This window comes from Gordonia humi (genome assembly GCF_014197435.1).
Classification (GTDB): Bacteria; Actinomycetota; Actinomycetes; order Mycobacteriales; family Mycobacteriaceae; genus Gordonia; species Gordonia humi.
In genome coordinates this window covers 3,027,616-3,042,532 of the sequence record NZ_JACIFP010000001.1, presented here as the reverse complement: position 1 = coordinate 3,042,532, position 14,917 = coordinate 3,027,616, and the positions used below count along the sequence as shown (strand labels likewise).

Here is a 14,917-nt window from a genome sequence, read left to right as displayed (position 1 = left end):
GGGTACAGATTAGGCCACGGCCCCGTCGTCTCGACCGCTGCCGGTGATCGAGACGGGTGCGCGTCGATCGAGAACGTGCGCCGCGATCTGGGCCGCGGCCGCACCGAGCAGCAGGCCCCCGACCGCGTCCGAGGTCCACGACATCCCCAGTTCGACGCGGGCCGCGGCGGCCAGGAGCGCGATGAGTCCGGCCGCGACCAGGACGCCCGTGCGAGCGGCCCCGCGATCACGCGGCGCGGCGATCAGGGCGACGACCAGCACCAGTGCGGTGACCCCGGTCGTGTGCAGCGACGGGAAGGACGATGCGGCCGTCTCCAATCCGTCGAGCTGGATCTCGGCGGGCGGCCGCCTGCGCTCGACGAGGACCGACACGATCTCGGCGAGCGTCATCGACCCCCACACGGCGGCCAGGACCGCCGCCGCCGTCCGCCCTGAGCGACGTCGAATCGCGAGGATCGTCGCGCACACCGCGGCCAGCCCGGCGACGACGATCGGGCCGAGCAGTGTCGAATACCCGTGCGCGAGATCGACCAGCCATCCGCGACGGTGCCCGACCAGCCAGCGGGTGATCATCCGGTCTCGGTACAGGGGGCGCTTCATGATCGCGACGGCGATCGTCAGGACGACGAACGCGCTCACCGCGGCGAGTGGTCTCGATCGAGAATGCATGCGTCCAGCATCCCTGGCACGTCGGTGTGATCTGTGCCGAGGTCTGTGGTGCGCCTGAGAGGTCCGGCCGATTCGACCACCGGCGGGTGCTCCGAGCACTAGCGTGAGGAGCGTTGCCGGACCCGCCGAGCGGTCCGGTCCGACGAGAGGCCATATGGAGCGCATCGAGACCGTCGCCGGCAGCATCGGCGCGGATCATCTGGGGGCGGTGCTCACTCACGAGCACGTCTTCGTCGTCCAGGAGGACTTTCGCCTGAACTATCTTCCGGAGTGGGACGAGGACGCCGAGATCGAGCACGCCGTGGCGACCCTGCGCCGGCTGAAGGACTCCGGCATCGACACCATCATGGACGTCTCGGTCCTGGGCATCGGACGGAACATCGAACGGGTCGCGCGGGTCGCCGAGCAGGTGGACCTCAACATCGTCGCGGCCACGGGCTTCTTCACCTTCAACGATCTGCCGTTCCAGATGCACTACACCGGTCCGGGTCTCGGCCTGAACACCCCGGAGCCCCTCGACGCGCTCTTCACGCGGGACATCACCGAGGGCATCGGCTCGACGTCGATCAGGGCGGGGTTCCTGGTGTGCGTCATCGAAGCCGAAGGACTCACCGGCGGCGTCGAGCGGGTGATGCGCTCGGTGGGCAGGGTCGCGGCGGCGACCGGTCTGCCGGTGGTGGTCCACACCAATCCGCACACGCGGTCCGGGCTGGTGGCCCAGCGGGTGCTCGCCGAGGAGGGCGTCGACCTGACCCGGGTGGTGCTGGCGCACAGCGGCGACACCACCGATCTGGACTATCTGATGCGGCTGGCCGATGCGGGGTCGGTGCTCGGCATGGACCGATTCGGGTTGAGTGTCCTTCTGCCCCATCAGGATCGAATCGAGACGATCGTGGCCCTGGCCGACCGCGGATACAGCGATCGCATGGTGCTCTCACAGGACGCGTTCTGCTACAGCGACTGGTTCGATCAGACTGCGATGGACGTGTTGGCCGACGATTGGAACTATTTCCAGGTGACCGGTCGCGTCCTGCCCGACCTGCGCAGACGCGGTGTGTCCGAGTCTGCGATCTCCTCGATGCTGCGCGGTGTGCCCCACCGCCTGCTGTGCCCCGGAGAGGTCGCCGCGGTGGAGCCGATTCGACTTCTTTCCGAAAAGACTGGATTCAGTCCAGAAAAGAGGGCATGATCGAGTCATGGTCACAGACACGCACAGCGCAGCCATCCGGGCGGCGGGCCTGCGGGTGACCAGACCGCGACTGGCCGTCTTGGAAGCAGTCGACGCCCATCCGCACGGCGACACGGAGACCATCCTGTCGAGCGTCCGAGAACTGTTGGACGGGGTGTCACGACAGGCGGTCTACGACGTGCTTCGCGCACTGACCGAAGCCGGTCTCCTCCGGCGCATCCAGCCGTCCGGGCACGTGTCTCTGTATGAGACACGGGTCACAGACAATCATCATCACCTGGTATGCCGGTACTGCGACAAGGTCGTCGACGTCGACTGTGCCGTCGGAGCGGCACCGTGCCTGGACGCCTCCGACGACCACGGTTTCGTCATCGACGAGGCCGAAGTCGTCTACTGGGGCACCTGCCCCGACTGCGCTGCGCACCAGCGGTAGCACGCGCGGCGAATCGACCCGACAGCTCCACATCTGTACCTCGATCCAGCCCACTAACGAAGGAAACCCAGTGACCGATCCGCAGAAACCCCAGGAAGCCTCCGGTTGCCCGATGCACGCCGGCCAGATGGAGCCCCCAACGGCCGGCGGCGGCAACCGTGACTGGTGGCCCGGCCAGCTCAACCTCAAGCTGCTCGCCGAGAACCCCGCCGAAGGCGACCCGAACGGTGCGGGTTTCGACTATCCGGCCGCGTTCGATTCACTCGACTTCCCCGCGGTGAAGGCCGACCTCGAGGCACTGTTGACCGACTCCCGGGACTGGTGGCCCGCCGACTACGGCAATTACGGTCCCCTGTTCATCCGCATGGCCTGGCACGCGGCCGGAACCTACCGGGTGGCCGACGGTCGTGGCGGCGCCGGTCACGGCATGCAGCGGTTCGCGCCGCTGAACAGCTGGCCGGACAACGCCGGTCTCGACCGTGCGCGCCGCCTGCTGTGGCCGATCAAGAAGAAGTACGGCGCCAAGCTCTCCTGGGCCGACCTGATCGTCCTCGCGGGCAATGTGGCCCTCGAGGCGATGGGGTTCGAGACCTTCGGTTTCGCGGGCGGACGCCCCGACAAGTGGGAGCCCGAAGAGAGCTACTGGGGCCCGGAGAAGGTGTGGCTCGGCGACGAGCGTTACAGCGGTGAGCGCGATCTGGCGAACCCGTTGGCCGCTGTCCAGATGGGTCTGATCTATGTCAATCCCGAAGGCCCGAACGGCAATCCGGATCCAATGGCAGCAGCGGTGGACATCCGCGAGACGTTCAAGCGGATGGCGATGAACGACGAGGAGACCGTCGCGCTCATCGCCGGCGGACACACGTTCGGCAAGACGCACGGCGCCGGACCGGCCGACAACGTCGGCGAGGCTCCCGAGGGTGCCCCGATGGCGCAGATGGGCATCGGCTGGAAGGGCGATTACAAGTCCGGCAAGGGCGTCGACGCGATCAGCTCGGGCATCGAGGGCGCGTGGAACAGCACCCCGATCACCTGGGACAACAACTTCTTCTGGACCCTGTTCGGCTACGAATGGGAGACGTACACCGGTCCCGCCGGTGCGACCCAGTGGCGCCCGAAGGACAACGCCGGCGCGACCAGCGTCCCCGACGCGGCGGATCCGGACAAGCGTCACCAGCCGATGATGCTGACCACCGACATCGCGCTGCGCACCGATCCGATCTACGAGAAGATCTCACGCCGCTTCCTGGACAACCCGCGCGAGTTCGCCGACGCCTTCGCCCGCGCCTGGTTCAAGCTCACGCACCGCGACATGGGACCGCTGGCCCGCTACCACGGCCCCGAGGTCCCCGAGGAGAAGCTGATCTGGCAGGACGTCGTCGACGCGCCCGCCGGACCTTCGCCGCGGGAGACCGATGTCGCCGAGCTCAAGCGTCGTATCCTCGCCTCCGGCCTGACCGTCGGCCAGCTCGTCTCGACCGCGTGGGCCTCGGCCGCGTCGTTCCGCGGCAGCGACAAGCGGGGCGGCGCGAACGGCGCCCGGGTGCGTCTGGAACCGCAGCGCGACTGGACGGTCAATGATCCGCAGGCGCTGGCCCAGGTGCTGCCGGTCCTGGAGACCATCGCGGAGGAGTTCAACGCGGCCTCGGAGGCGAACGTCTCGATCGCCGACATCATCGTGATCGGCGGCGCCGCGGCGATCGAACAGGCGGCGCGCGACGCAGGCCACGCCGTCACCGTGCCGGTGAACCTGGGTCGCGGCGACGCGACGCAGGAGCAGACCGACGTCGAGTCGTTCACCGAGATGGAGCCGCGCTGGGACGGATTCCGCAACTTCGTCGCCGACGGCGTCGACACGCCCGCGGAGTACCTGCTCGTCGACCGCGCCTACCTGCTGCAGCTGACGCCGCCGCAGATGACCGCCCTCATCGGTGGCCTCCGCGTGCTCGGCGCCAACCACGGCGACTCGTCGCACGGTGTGCTCACCGATCGGCCGGGCGTGCTGTCGAACGACTTCTTCGCGAATCTGCTCGACATGGACACCACCTGGACCGAACAGGCCGACGGCACGTTCATCGGTACCGGGGCCGACGGTGTGCAGAAGTGGACCGGCACGCGCGCCGACCTCGTGTTCGGCGCCAACTCGCAGCTGCGCGGCCTCGCCGAGGTCTACGGCGCCGACGACGCCGGCCGCAAGTTCGTGGAGGACTTCGTCGCCGCCTGGAACCAGGTGATGGACGCCGACCGATTCGACCTGCACAACTGATATGTAGATGCTTCTTGTCAAGTGGCATGGTGAGGTGCCCGCCCCGATTCGTCGGGGCGGGCACCTCGTTGCTTCGCCGGGGCCCGGGGTCGGTGAGCGTGTCGTTGGCGACGCGCGGTCTGACTGATACACGCGGGCTGGTTACCGCAGGACGGTGATTTCGGCAGGAGCGGGCCCAGCGTGTCTAGAATCGAGCGTCGCCGTGAATGGGCTGCTCATAGTTGTTTCGCGGGTCGCTCCTCGCGCTGCCACCGGTCCCGGTGAGGGCGAAGCGGTCTCAGGTATCCTCAGCTGTCGTCAAGGACGGCCAGGGACCAGCACCAGCCAGCCAGTTCGCGGGCGATCGCCACGTTGGCGGTAGTACTGCGTTTGCGGCGGTCGATGAACGTGACCCACCTGTGGTGCAGTCGCTGGTTGCCGGCGTCGCCGCGGGCGCGGGCCGCCGCTGGCGCTCGGTCCCAACGATCGCGCATCACTTTCCCGATGCGGTATCGCGGTCGGTTATGCCAGGCGGCTTCGACCAGAAGTCGGCGGGCGTGCCCGTTGCCGGTCTTGGTGATCGATCCTTGGCTGCGTGATGCACCGGAGGAGTGCTCGCTGGGTACCAGTCCGACGAAAGCGCCGATCGTGTTGCCGGTGAACCGGTCCCAGTCGCCGATCTCCACGGCCAGAGCGAACCCGGTCAGTGTGCTGATCCCGCGCAAACATCCGAGACGCCGCACGATCTGGGTGAACTCTGAATCGGCGGCCATCGCCTCGATCTGGGAGTCGAGCCGGTCCCGGCGCGCCGACACGGTCAGCACGGCGTCGTAGTCGGCATCGAAGGCCAACCGGGTCGGGCCAGCAGGCAGGTGCGACAGCGCCTCGGTACGCAACCACATGTCGTGTTTGCCGGTCCATGCCTGGCCGCCATAGTAGACGATCCCGTGCCGCAGGAGCAGCTTCGATAACCGATGCCGGGTCCGCATCAAATCTGTACGGCAGTCCTCGCGGGCCCTGACCAGGTGAGCCTGTCAAGTTTTCTGTGTAAGTCGGTCTAGTGTTCGAGTTAGAGGTGACGGTCGATTCGTTCGGGATAGACCATCGATAACTGTTCGAGAGCGCGTTTCCAGTTCGTGGTGACCGCACCCTCGACGAGGCGTCCGGAGGCTCGTCGATCAGCGGCGTTCTTCCCGCGCTCCTTGGCGCGTTCGCGGGCGCGTTTGTCCTCGATGTTGCAGATGGCCAGCCACAACAGCTTCACTGCCGCGGCGTCGTTGGGGAACTGCCCGCGGTTCTTCGTGACCTTGCGCAGCTGGAAGTTCAACGACTCGATCGCGTTGGTCGTGTAGGGCGTGTCTCCCAAGTCTGGGCGCCGTTGCGCGGCATGCTGCTTTCGTGGGAACCACGAGATCGCGTTTTCAGGTGTTCACAGACGATGAGTGGGATCTGATCGAACCATTGCTGCCGTCTAATGCCGGCAAGCAAGCGCGTCCATTCGCCGACAACAGGCGTGTTGTGGAAGGCATCGCCTATCGGTACCGAGCCGGGATTCCGTGGCGGGATCTGCCGCGTGATCAGTTCGGTCCATGGCAGACGGTGTGGAAGCGACACCGCCGCTACGCGGCCGATGGAACCTGGGACCTGATCCTGGCGCATGTCCTTGCCGACGCTGACGCCGACGGGGACATCGACTGGAGCGTCTCGATCGACGGCACGATCAACCGTGCACACCAGCACGCGACGAACACGACCCGACCCGAGCAGGACACAGGGGGCATCCTCGAATTACAAGAATCTCCCCTTCGAGGAGATTGAACCAGCAGGTCACGGCATCGGCCGATCCCGTGGAGGACTGACCACGAAGATCCATCACGCCGTCGACGGCAACGGTCGGCCGCTGGCCGTGGTGATCACCGGCGGCCAGCGTAACGACGGCGTCATGCTCCCGGCCGTACTGGAAGACATTTACGTTCCCCGCCACGGCCCGGGAAGGCCGCGGACCCGGCCGGACACGGTCATCGCCGACCGCGCCTACGCCTCCGGCGTCACCCGCGGCTATCTGCGGCGGCGCGGAATCTGCGCGGCGATCCCGGAGAAGCAGGACACGATCGCAGCCCGTGGTCGGCGTGGAAGCAAGGGCGGACGACCACCGGCCTTCAATGCCACCGCCTACAAGAACCGCAACGTCGTCGAGCGTTCGTTCGCCTACATCAAACAGTGGCGCGGTCTGGCCACTCGCTACGACAAACTCGCGATCACCTACCGGGCCGGGGCCGTCCTCAGCGCAATCCTGACCTGGCTACGCAGATAAAGGAGACACGCCCTAGTGTCGCGTGTCGTTAATTAGTTTTCGGTTGGGCTTTCTTCAGAATGTCCTCGGCGGTTTTGGTCCATACGAAGGGGTGTTTGCGGTCGTTCCAGCCGTTGATGAATGCCCGGATCTTCGCGTTGAGGTCTTTGACTGAAGTGAAGACACCTCGGCGGATGGCTTGTCGGTCGATGATGCCGAACCAGACCTCGACGAGGTTGAGCCATGACCCGGAGGTCGGGGTGAAGTGGGCTGTGATGTTCGGGTGCTGGGCGAGCCAGTCGCGGACTTCGGCCTTCTTGTGGGTGGCGTAGTTGTCCATGACCAGATGCAGTTCCTGGCCGGGGTAGGCGCGGTCGATCTGCCGTAGAAACGCCAGGAACTCCTGGTGGCGATGTCGCGGTTTGACCGCGGCGGTGACTTGCCCGGTGGCGATCTGCAGGGCCGCGAACAAGGTGGTGGTGCCGTGGCGTTTGTAGTCGTGGGTGCGGCGTTCGATCTGCCCTGGCTGTGTCGGCAGCATCGGGGCCGTGCGATCGAGGGCCTGGATCTGCGATTTCTCGTCCACGCACAACACGATCGCGTTCTCCGGTGGTTCCAGGTACAGGCCGACGACATCGGTGACCTTGGCGATCAGCTGCGGATCGGTGGAGAACTTGAATGTTCCCGATCGCCACGGCTGAACGCCGTACTCACGCCAGGCGCGGGCGACCGTGGCGTTCCCGATTCCGAGGTGCCCGGCCAGCAGCCGCGAGGACCAATGCGTGACCCCGTACTTTCTCGGTGGCGGCATCAACGTCGCCGACACGACATCGGCGTGATTGAGATACCTTGGGCGACCGGTCCTTTCAGCGTCGAGCAGACCATCGAGTCCGTCCTGGAGATACCGTGAACGCCACTTGAGGACCGTCGGTACCGACGTCCCGACGACCTCACTGATTCGCGTATTAGCCATCCCATCGGCAGCAAGCACGACGATCCGCGCCCGACGCGCCAGACCAGCCGACGTCGTGGTCGACCTCAACAACTGATCGAGCTCGTCCGCATCACCATCACGCAGTTCCAGGGCCGGGGCTGGAGTATTAGCCATAACCAATTCTCTCAACCCGACAACCCTAAACTAATTAACGACACGCGACACTAGTGGCGCCGGTCAGGGACGAAACCGTGCTGCGCACCCCACAGCACGGCTTGCGCCCTCGTCGCCACCCCGATCCTCCGATAGCAGGTGCGGATGTACGTCTTCACCGAGTTGATCGAGAGACCGGTCCGCTCGGCGATCTCCGCATTGCTCATCCCTTGAGTTATCAACGCCAGCACTTCGGCCTCACGTTGTGTGAGGCCTTCTTCGCGTCCGGGCCAGTCCCCGGCATTGGACGACGCAGTGTCCGTCTTACCGGGAAACATTCGCTGCGTCACACCGTCGGCATGGATCCGCTCGAGCGCATCGACCAGTTCCGCAGCGGGAAGGCGTTTCGACACGAATGCCACGGCGCCGTTCCGGAGCGCCGAGGCGACCAATGGCTCGGACTGTTCCCAGGTGTAGACGACGACCTTCGCGACCCGCGCGTTCGCGGTCAGGTCGTCGATGACGCGCCGCTCGGCGGGAGGACTGGCGAATGAGTCGTACAGCGCGATGTCGACCGTCTCCCAGACGTCACCTGATGTGGACAACGACTGAACGCTCACACGATCGGCGTACCGTCTGAGCATTGTCGCAAGCCCCCGTACCACCACGTCGTAGTCGTCGATCAGGGCCACTCGAACCGGTGCCATACCGCCACCCTATCCCTCCGCGCTACACCCCTGAGGGTGTACTACTTAACCCTTTTGCGTCCTAAGATCGGTAGATGCGGCTGATGCTCACGCCGCAGCACAGCGCGCAGGTCACCTGCCCGAGCACTCCCGGAGGACACAGCAAGTGCACGACCCCGACCGCCCCGACGAGGCCGCAATCCGGTACGGGAGATTCTCGTATCACATCGACGAGGACCGCTGGGAGTGGTCGGATCAACTGGCTCGCCTCCACGGCTACGACTCTGCCGATGCCGTCGTGCCGACCAGCGACCTCTTGCTCATGCATAAACACCCAGACGACCGCGACCGCGTCGCCACCCTCATCGAACAGGTGCGGCACGCAGGTGAACCGTTCAGCAGCCAACACAGGATCGTCGACCGGCACGGCACGGTGATCCCGGTGATCGTGATCGCCGACTCGCTGCATGACGTGGACGGTCGTCGGCAGGGGACCTTCGGCTTCTACGTCACGGGATCGCCGAACGGAGACTCGCGGAGCGACGATCTCGGCCAGGGGCGCCGGGCAACAATGGACGTCGATGAGATGGTCCGTCGGCGGGCCACCATCGAACGCGTCAAAGGCGCACTGATGCTGGTCTACCGACTCGATGCCCAACAAGCCTTCGACCTGCTCGTCTGGCGGTCGCAGGAATCGAACGTGAAGCTGTACACGCTCGCCGCTGCCATCGAACGGCGCATCGCTGACATCGACCTGTCCTCACGCGCCCGCGCGAACGTCGATCGGATCCTGCTCAACGCGCACGAGGACGTACTCGACTGACCAGCTCCGCCGGACTGGACGTTTGCGACTCCGCCTGCGGGGAACCCCGATCTGCAGGGATAGCGACCAGCCGACGAGAGGAAACGAGCATGCGCGCAGTCACTTGGCAGGGCCGACGAGACGTTCGAGTCGAAACCGTTCCCGATCCCCGTATCGAAGACCCCACCGATGCCGTCATCAAGGTCAGTTCGACCAACATCTGCGGGTCCGACCTTCATCTCTACGAGGTCCTCACTCCGTTCATGACCGCCGGGGACGTACTCGGACATGAAGCAATGGGGACGGTGGAGGAGGTCGGATCCGACGCCGGCGACCTGCACGTCGGCGACCGCGTCGTGATACCGTTCCAGGTCTCCTGCGGCCGCTGCTACATGTGTGACCGGTCGCTGTACACCCAGTGCGAGACCACCCAGGTGCGCGAGCAGGGAACCGGTGCCGCGTTGTTCGGCTACTCCAGCCTGTACGGATCGCTCCCCGGAGGCCAGGCCGAGTACCTCAGAGTTCCACAAGCGCAGTTCACCCATATCAAAGTCCCGGACGGGCCGCCCGACAGTCGTTTCGGCTATCTCTCCGACGTGCTGCCGACCGCATGGCAGGCGGTGGAGTACGCCGATGTCCCCGATGGCGGATCGGTCGCCGTTCTCGGACTCGGCCCGATCGGGGACATGGCGGCGAGGATCGCGAAGTTGCGTGGACATCGGGTGATCGGTGTCGATCCTGTACCGGAACGTCGTGCGCGGGCCGCACCGCATGGGGTCGAGACCCTTCCGTCCGGTGACGACGTCGCCTCCGCCGTCCGTGACGTGACCGCGGGCCGGGGCACCGATTCTGTGATCGACGCGGTCGGAATGGAGGCGCACGGCTCACCGATCGCACAAGCGATGCAACGCGCCGCCGGCGTCCTCCCCGACTCGGTGGGCCGAAAGGTGACCACTGCCGCTGGGGTCGATCGCCTGGCTGCATTGCTCACGGCGTTCGACGTGGTCCGCCGCGGCGGTACGGTCTCAGTCTCCGGAGTCTACGGCGGCATGGTCGACCCGCTGCCGATGTTCACCGTCTTCGACAAACAGATTCAGATTCGTACCGGACAGGCGAACGTCAAACGATGGACCGACGCGATCATGCCGCTGCTGACGGACGCCGATCCACTCGGGGTGGACGCGTTCGCATCGCACGAGCTGCCGCTCGCCGATGCGCCGGACGCCTACGCGAAGTTCCAGAGCAAGAGCGACGGTTACGTCAAGGTCGTGCTGCGACCGTGACTGTCGTCGCTCGGGGCGGACCTCGCCCGGCAGACGACAGGTCACTCCATGATCCTCAGGTTTCACCCGCTGCCGTGCGGGGAACTCCGACACCATCGGACGACACGAGAGGAGGGCAGTCGATGCTGGCGTTGGAGGGCCCCGAACCATGCCGACTGCTCACCGGCGACGTCGACCGAACCGCGGCGTTCTGGCAGCGGGCACTGCAGCTGACAGTCGGGCGGCGACAGCCCGATCGCATCGAACTCGTCGACGGGGGCCACCGTGTCCGAGTGATCGTCGGGCGCGTGATGCCCCCGAGGCCGCGGATCCGCGTCCGGCTCACGGCATTCGACTCACAAGACGTCACCGCCGCCGTCGAACGCCTGATCGCGCTCGGCGCATCGACTCCCCGGCCACCGTATCCGGCTGTGCCGGGGCGCGCCGTCGTCGTGGATCCAGACGGCAACACGATCGAGATCACAGCAGCCGTCGACACGCCCATCTGATGTCCCGGCCACGGCAAGGAGAGGTATGCGACGGCCCACGAGCGATACACTCATTCGTCGACCCGCTCGTGCTGTCGCCGCAGCGCGCGCAGGCCGTGCACTTCATCGACGCGGCGTGACACGCGTCGGCGCCGCGGTCATCGAGACAGACGAGCTGCCCATCGTCCCGGGCGCTGTCACGATACGGATATCGAAAGCGTTCGGGTCTCCTCGAGGCCTGCCCGACCTCGTCGGTGTCGCGATACGGTTCGAAGCGCCCACCATCACCGGCGCGTGCGACGAGGACCGGTGGGACCTGCTGATGACCGGGCCGCTGCGCCCGATTGCCGGGGTACGACTGCCGACACCTACGCGGGAGTGGTCCGGAGTGAGCGTGTCACCGCTCAGCCGGTTCCGGTATCGGGGCGCCGTCTGGCGACTCGCCGGACGGCTGGTGACGCCGCCGACTGGACCGAAGCTGGACCTCGACGACCTCGCCGACGCCCTGACTGTCGGCAGCGCCGTCCTGACGTTGACCGCCAGTCGGGACGGCGACCCGTGGTCGGTGGTCGGGACCGTCGAGTTCGGGGACGTCCGAGCGGCGAACGAGATCGCCTTCGATCCGGCCGACTCCGTTCCCGCCGGCATCGAGCCACTGCCCTCCTGGCTCGCCGGGCTCCGTCGCAGCGCATATCACGGCAGCCGAGAAGGGCGGCGGCGTCACCGCTGATCTGTGTGATCGAGAGTGTCGGCCACGGCTCGCTCCGCACCGTCGAGAAGCACGCGATCGAATGCCCGCCGCGCAGTGGACGGGATCCAGGTTCCCGAGATCGCCGTCCCCACGATCGAATCGCTGATCGCATGGACGGGCACGTTCCGTGTCTGCGACAGCCAGAGCAGGACATCGAAGGCTCTGTCCGGAGGTATCCCGTATACAGCCATCAGCATTCCTTTGGCCTGTTCGATGACGGCGCGGTGCTCGCGGAAGTGCTGGACATGGTCGGCGACGCGGCCACGTACTGAGTCCTCGACGACGCCTCCGACGTCGAGATAGAAGCCCTCCGTTCCTGCGACGACGCCCGCCTCGGTGAATGTCCGGCCGACGACGATCACGCTCCTCGTCACGCCCCTCGTATCGATGATCCGATGCCGGCTCGAGAACGACGTCCGCGCCGATCGCATCCGCTCGATCATGGCGTGGAACGTCTCGCGGTCGTCGGGGTGCTTGTGTTCGGTCAGAAGTCGAGTCGTCGGTACGACTTCGTCCGGCATGTACCCGTGCAGGGCGGCAACTTCGTCCGACCACTCCCATCGGTCGGGGTCGAACCAATATCGGAAGGACCCGATACACGGCTCGTTCGGCCGAGCGGCGTCCGAGTCATCCGAAACGCGCCCGGTCATGCGGTCATTTTACGCCGCATCTACGACGGTCGCGGCTCATTCGGGAACGCGGGACGCACGGTTCCGCTGGATGCGGACCAGGTCCCGCCCGACCTCGATCACGTCGGTCCACGCGACGCAGACAATGCTCCGGTCCCGGCGTCGAAGGAGCGTGTCGACGAGCCACGGGCCGGACCGATCGGCTTCGTAAGGGCCGAGTAGACGAATGGGCTTACGCGGTCCCACCAGAAGCCCGACCAGGTCGAGCCCGCAGTCGGTGACCGCGAGCCTGAGGTCGACGATCACGCCCACGCGTCGATCGTCCTCGACGACCTCGCACCCCAGGAGTTCGCTGGCTCTCGCTCTCATCCGCGCAGCCTGCTCCCGGGTATACGGGCGACGACGTGGTCGCGCGTCCACCGTTCGACCCATCCGACGTCGCCGAGCTCGTCATCGCCCGCGGACAATGAGACGACGACGCCGACATCCTCGAGAAGTCGTGCATCCACCGATGTCAGTCGCGACGGTTCGGGTACGTCTCCGAGGATTCGGTCGATCAGAGCCCGACCGGTCAACAGAGCTGCGACCCGCGGTGGGCCGTCGCCGCCACCGTCGTCGAAGACCACGTCGTCCACGACACCCACCGGTTCACGGGTGGCGTCGAGGATCTGCCGATCCAGCAGATGCGCACGCAAGTCGAGGAATTCGTGGGTCACCGCCCAGCTCCTGTCATGATCATGAGGGGGATGGCCGCGACCGATGCGACGACGACGATCCCGAGAAAGACTGTTCCCACGGCGTTGGCCCACCATCCGTTCACGTGGGCGCCCATGTAGTCGCGGTCCCCCGCGACCACGAGGATCGGCAGGTATGTGAGCGGGAGGGCGATCGCGGAGAACACCACCGAGTACTCGGTGACGGCGACGGGGTCGACGCCGGTCATGAGCACGAGAGCGCCGACGACTATCGCAGCGAGGACGACCACATGGAATCTCGCGGCGTCCCGAGGCCGCCGCGCCGCGCCCCACGTCCAACCCGAATACTGCGCCACCGCGTACCCCGTCGACAATGCGGTCTCCAGCGACGCTCCGACCGTGGCCGCCAGAACGCCGACGATGGCGAACGCCACGGCGAGCTGTCCGCCCGCCTCGGCCACCGGGATCAGCAACGACGAGAGGGAGTCGACATCGATCTCGCTCGGCGCGAACGCGACGGCCGAGGTCCCCATGATCGCCAACGACCCGATCGCCCCGAGTGGAAAACCGATGAACACGTTGATCCGCATACGCCGTACATCGTGTGCGGTCCACCCGTCCTCGATACCGCCGGAAGAGAAGAAGAACACCTCGTAGGGCGTCATCGCCGCACCGAACAGGGCCACCGCGTAATACCAGTACACGGGTGCGGCCTCGTCCGCGGGAAGCCTCGGAACAAGGTCGGCGGCGACCTCGCCGGGCGACGGGCTCAGCACGAAGAAGACCACTGCGAACACCATCAGAGCCAGCCCGAGCAGCCCGGTGACGTTCTGCATGATCGAGAAGCGGACTCGCCACAGGATTACCCACACACACCGAACGCGGCAGCCGGTATCCACAGCATCGGCCGGACATCGCTCGCGATGTGCAGGGCCGCGGCGATCCCGCCTATCTCCGCGGTGAGTGTGAGCACCGTCGTGAGGACGGAACCGATCAGATTGGCCCCGCCGATGCGAGGCCCCAACCGCTCCCGAATGATTTCGAACGTAGCGCGGCCACTGCATGCGGCGACCCGGCCGGACATCTCGGCGAACACCATGATGCCGATGACACCGATCGGTGTGACCCACGCCAGCGACAGACCGAATCGCGCACCGACCACACCGTTGGTGACGATGTCACCGATGTCGAGGAACCCGCCGATCGCGGTGAGGATCCCCAGTGTCACACCGGCCAGGCGGCTCTTCACCGGGTCAGCCGTTCGGATGTGGTGTCGAGATCGGCGCCGATGCGGTCGAGTGCATTCGCCGCGTCGCGAACGGCCTCGGAGTCGGCGTCGCCGTGCAGCACTCTCCGTGCTCGAACGACACCGGAGACCGCCGCCGACAGGTGCTGCTGGACATCGATGCGGGCTCGCTCATCGGCATCGGTGGGAACGTCCAACACGATGATCACGCCGAGCGCATCGTAGGTGGTCGACAGCGCGTCGTCGACTGCGACTGCCGCCACCGTTCGGGGCAACCGGCCGCGCTGCCATTGGGAGATCGCTCCTCGAGCGGTGAGGACGCCGGACCGGGCGGTGTCTGTCGACGTCACCAGTTCGCCGACCACACCGCCCGGAGCCTGAGCGCAGCCGACGCACACCGTGACGATCAGCACGACGGCTGCGGCAAGGCCTACCGGTGTCC

14 protein-coding genes and 4 pseudogenes are annotated in these 14,917 nt (G+C 66.3%); 8 read left to right on the top strand and 10 right to left on the bottom strand.

What is annotated here, in order from left to right; genetic code table 11:
• Positions 1 to 9: 9 nt before the first annotated feature.
• A complete protein-coding gene (locus tag BKA16_RS14010; protein ID WP_183371212.1) occupies positions 10 to 669 on the bottom strand; it encodes a phosphatase PAP2 family protein in 660 nt (219 codons plus the stop codon).
• A 154-nt stretch (positions 670 to 823) separates the two neighbouring features.
• On the opposite strand from BKA16_RS14010, the gene BKA16_RS14005 reads away from it, so the two are divergent.
• The 3 genes from BKA16_RS14005 to katG all read left to right on the top strand — a co-directional run bounded on the left by BKA16_RS14005 (position 824) and on the right by katG (position 4,557).
• Positions 824 to 1,858 carry a phosphotriesterase family protein gene (locus BKA16_RS14005; RefSeq protein ID WP_183371211.1) on the top strand — a complete coding sequence of 345 codons (1,035 nt, stop codon included), beginning with the start codon at positions 824 to 826 and terminating at the stop codon, positions 1,856 to 1,858.
• Positions 1,859 to 1,865: 7 nt separating this feature from the next.
• Positions 1,866 to 2,291, top strand: a complete 426-nt coding sequence (locus BKA16_RS14000) for a Fur family transcriptional regulator (RefSeq protein ID WP_183371210.1) — start codon at positions 1,866 to 1,868, stop codon at positions 2,289 to 2,291.
• Between the two features lie 112 nt (positions 2,292 to 2,403).
• Positions 2,404 to 4,557 carry a catalase/peroxidase HPI gene (katG, locus tag BKA16_RS13995; RefSeq protein ID WP_183373072.1) on the top strand — a complete coding sequence of 718 codons (2,154 nt, stop codon included), beginning with the start codon at positions 2,404 to 2,406 and terminating at the stop codon, positions 4,555 to 4,557.
• Between the two features lie 287 nt (positions 4,558 to 4,844).
• Here the strand turns inward: katG and BKA16_RS13990 are convergent.
• Positions 4,845 to 5,561: pseudogene (locus tag BKA16_RS13990) on the bottom strand (transposase); the annotation flags it as partial.
• A 44-nt stretch (positions 5,562 to 5,605) separates the two neighbouring features.
• Positions 5,606 to 5,893: pseudogene (locus BKA16_RS13985) on the bottom strand (transposase); the annotation flags it as partial.
• A gap of 41 nt (positions 5,894 to 5,934) precedes the next feature.
• Between BKA16_RS13985 and BKA16_RS13980 the strand changes: the two are divergent.
• Positions 5,935 to 6,850 (top strand): annotated as a pseudogene (locus BKA16_RS13980) (IS5 family transposase).
• Positions 6,851 to 6,878: 28 nt separating this feature from the next.
• On the opposite strand, the gene BKA16_RS13975 reads toward BKA16_RS13980, so the two are convergent.
• Together BKA16_RS13975 and BKA16_RS13970 are read right to left on the bottom strand one after the other, a co-directional pair.
• Positions 6,879 to 7,937 (bottom strand): IS630 family transposase, encoded by a 1,059-nt coding sequence (locus BKA16_RS13975; RefSeq protein WP_183371209.1) that lies wholly within the window; start codon positions 7,935 to 7,937, stop codon positions 6,879 to 6,881.
• A 50-nt stretch (positions 7,938 to 7,987) separates the two neighbouring features.
• Positions 7,988 to 8,623 (bottom strand): helix-turn-helix transcriptional regulator, encoded by a 636-nt coding sequence (locus BKA16_RS13970; RefSeq protein WP_183371208.1) that lies wholly within the window; start codon positions 8,621 to 8,623, stop codon positions 7,988 to 7,990.
• A gap of 145 nt (positions 8,624 to 8,768) precedes the next feature.
• Between BKA16_RS13970 and BKA16_RS13965 the strand changes: the two genes are divergently transcribed.
• The 4 genes from BKA16_RS13965 to BKA16_RS13950 all read left to right on the top strand — a co-directional run bounded on the left by BKA16_RS13965 (position 8,769) and on the right by BKA16_RS13950 (position 11,884).
• Positions 8,769 to 9,425, top strand: coding sequence for an ANTAR domain-containing protein (locus BKA16_RS13965; protein ID WP_183371207.1), 657 nt, complete (start codon positions 8,769 to 8,771; stop codon positions 9,423 to 9,425).
• A gap of 89 nt (positions 9,426 to 9,514) precedes the next feature.
• Positions 9,515 to 10,687 (top strand): alcohol dehydrogenase catalytic domain-containing protein, encoded by a 1,173-nt coding sequence (locus BKA16_RS13960; RefSeq protein WP_183371206.1) that lies wholly within the window; start codon positions 9,515 to 9,517, stop codon positions 10,685 to 10,687.
• 122 nt (positions 10,688 to 10,809) lie between these two features.
• On the top strand, positions 10,810 to 11,175 hold the full coding sequence (locus tag BKA16_RS13955; protein ID WP_183371205.1) for a VOC family protein: 366 nt from the start codon (positions 10,810 to 10,812) through the stop codon (positions 11,173 to 11,175).
• A 115-nt stretch (positions 11,176 to 11,290) separates the two neighbouring features.
• Positions 11,291 to 11,884 (top strand): hypothetical protein, encoded by a 594-nt coding sequence (locus BKA16_RS13950; RefSeq protein ID WP_183371204.1) that lies wholly within the window; start codon positions 11,291 to 11,293, stop codon positions 11,882 to 11,884.
• Here BKA16_RS13950 and BKA16_RS13945 read toward each other — a convergent pair.
• The 5 genes and pseudogenes from BKA16_RS13945 to BKA16_RS13925 form a co-directional block, all read right to left on the bottom strand.
• Complete coding sequence (locus BKA16_RS13945; RefSeq protein WP_183371203.1) at positions 11,875 to 12,555, bottom strand: PAS and ANTAR domain-containing protein; 681 nt, start codon at positions 12,553 to 12,555, stop codon at positions 11,875 to 11,877. The genes BKA16_RS13950 and BKA16_RS13945 overlap by 10 nt on opposite strands.
• A gap of 36 nt (positions 12,556 to 12,591) precedes the next feature.
• Positions 12,592 to 12,903 carry a hypothetical protein gene (locus BKA16_RS13940; protein WP_183371202.1) on the bottom strand — a complete coding sequence of 104 codons (312 nt, stop codon included), beginning with the start codon at positions 12,901 to 12,903 and terminating at the stop codon, positions 12,592 to 12,594.
• On the bottom strand, positions 12,900 to 13,250 hold the full coding sequence (locus tag BKA16_RS13935; RefSeq protein WP_183371201.1) for a hypothetical protein: 351 nt from the start codon (positions 13,248 to 13,250) through the stop codon (positions 12,900 to 12,902). Before BKA16_RS13935 ends, BKA16_RS13940 begins: the two co-directional genes overlap by 4 nt.
• A pseudogene (locus BKA16_RS13930) lies at positions 13,247 to 14,478 on the bottom strand (NRAMP family divalent metal transporter). Before BKA16_RS13930 ends, BKA16_RS13935 begins: the two are co-directional and overlap by 4 nt.
• Complete coding sequence (locus BKA16_RS13925; protein ID WP_183371200.1) at positions 14,475 to 14,888, bottom strand: hypothetical protein; 414 nt, start codon at positions 14,886 to 14,888, stop codon at positions 14,475 to 14,477. Before BKA16_RS13925 ends, BKA16_RS13930 begins: the two are co-directional and overlap by 4 nt.
• Between the last annotated feature and the right edge of the window lie 29 nt (positions 14,889 to 14,917).

Coding starts and splice junctions, on each gene's coding strand:
- BKA16_RS14010 (WP_183371212.1), bottom strand. CDS start 669: ATGCATTCTCGATCGAGACCACTCGCCGCGGTGAGCGCGTTCGTCGTC.
- BKA16_RS14005 (WP_183371211.1), top strand. CDS start 824: ATGGAGCGCATCGAGACCGTCGCCGGCAGCATCGGCGCGGATCATCTG.
- BKA16_RS14000 (WP_183371210.1), top strand. CDS start 1,866: ATGGTCACAGACACGCACAGCGCAGCCATCCGGGCGGCGGGCCTGCGG.
- katG (WP_183373072.1), top strand. CDS start 2,404: ATGCACGCCGGCCAGATGGAGCCCCCAACGGCCGGCGGCGGCAACCGT.
- BKA16_RS13975 (WP_183371209.1), bottom strand. CDS start 7,937: ATGGCTAATACTCCAGCCCCGGCCCTGGAACTGCGTGATGGTGATGCG.
- BKA16_RS13970 (WP_183371208.1), bottom strand. CDS start 8,623: ATGGCACCGGTTCGAGTGGCCCTGATCGACGACTACGACGTGGTGGTA.
- BKA16_RS13960 (WP_183371206.1), top strand. CDS start 9,515: ATGCGCGCAGTCACTTGGCAGGGCCGACGAGACGTTCGAGTCGAAACC.
- BKA16_RS13955 (WP_183371205.1), top strand. CDS start 10,810: ATGCTGGCGTTGGAGGGCCCCGAACCATGCCGACTGCTCACCGGCGAC.
- BKA16_RS13945 (WP_183371203.1), bottom strand. CDS start 12,555: ATGACCGGGCGCGTTTCGGATGACTCGGACGCCGCTCGGCCGAACGAG.
- BKA16_RS13940 (WP_183371202.1), bottom strand. CDS start 12,903: ATGAGAGCGAGAGCCAGCGAACTCCTGGGGTGCGAGGTCGTCGAGGAC.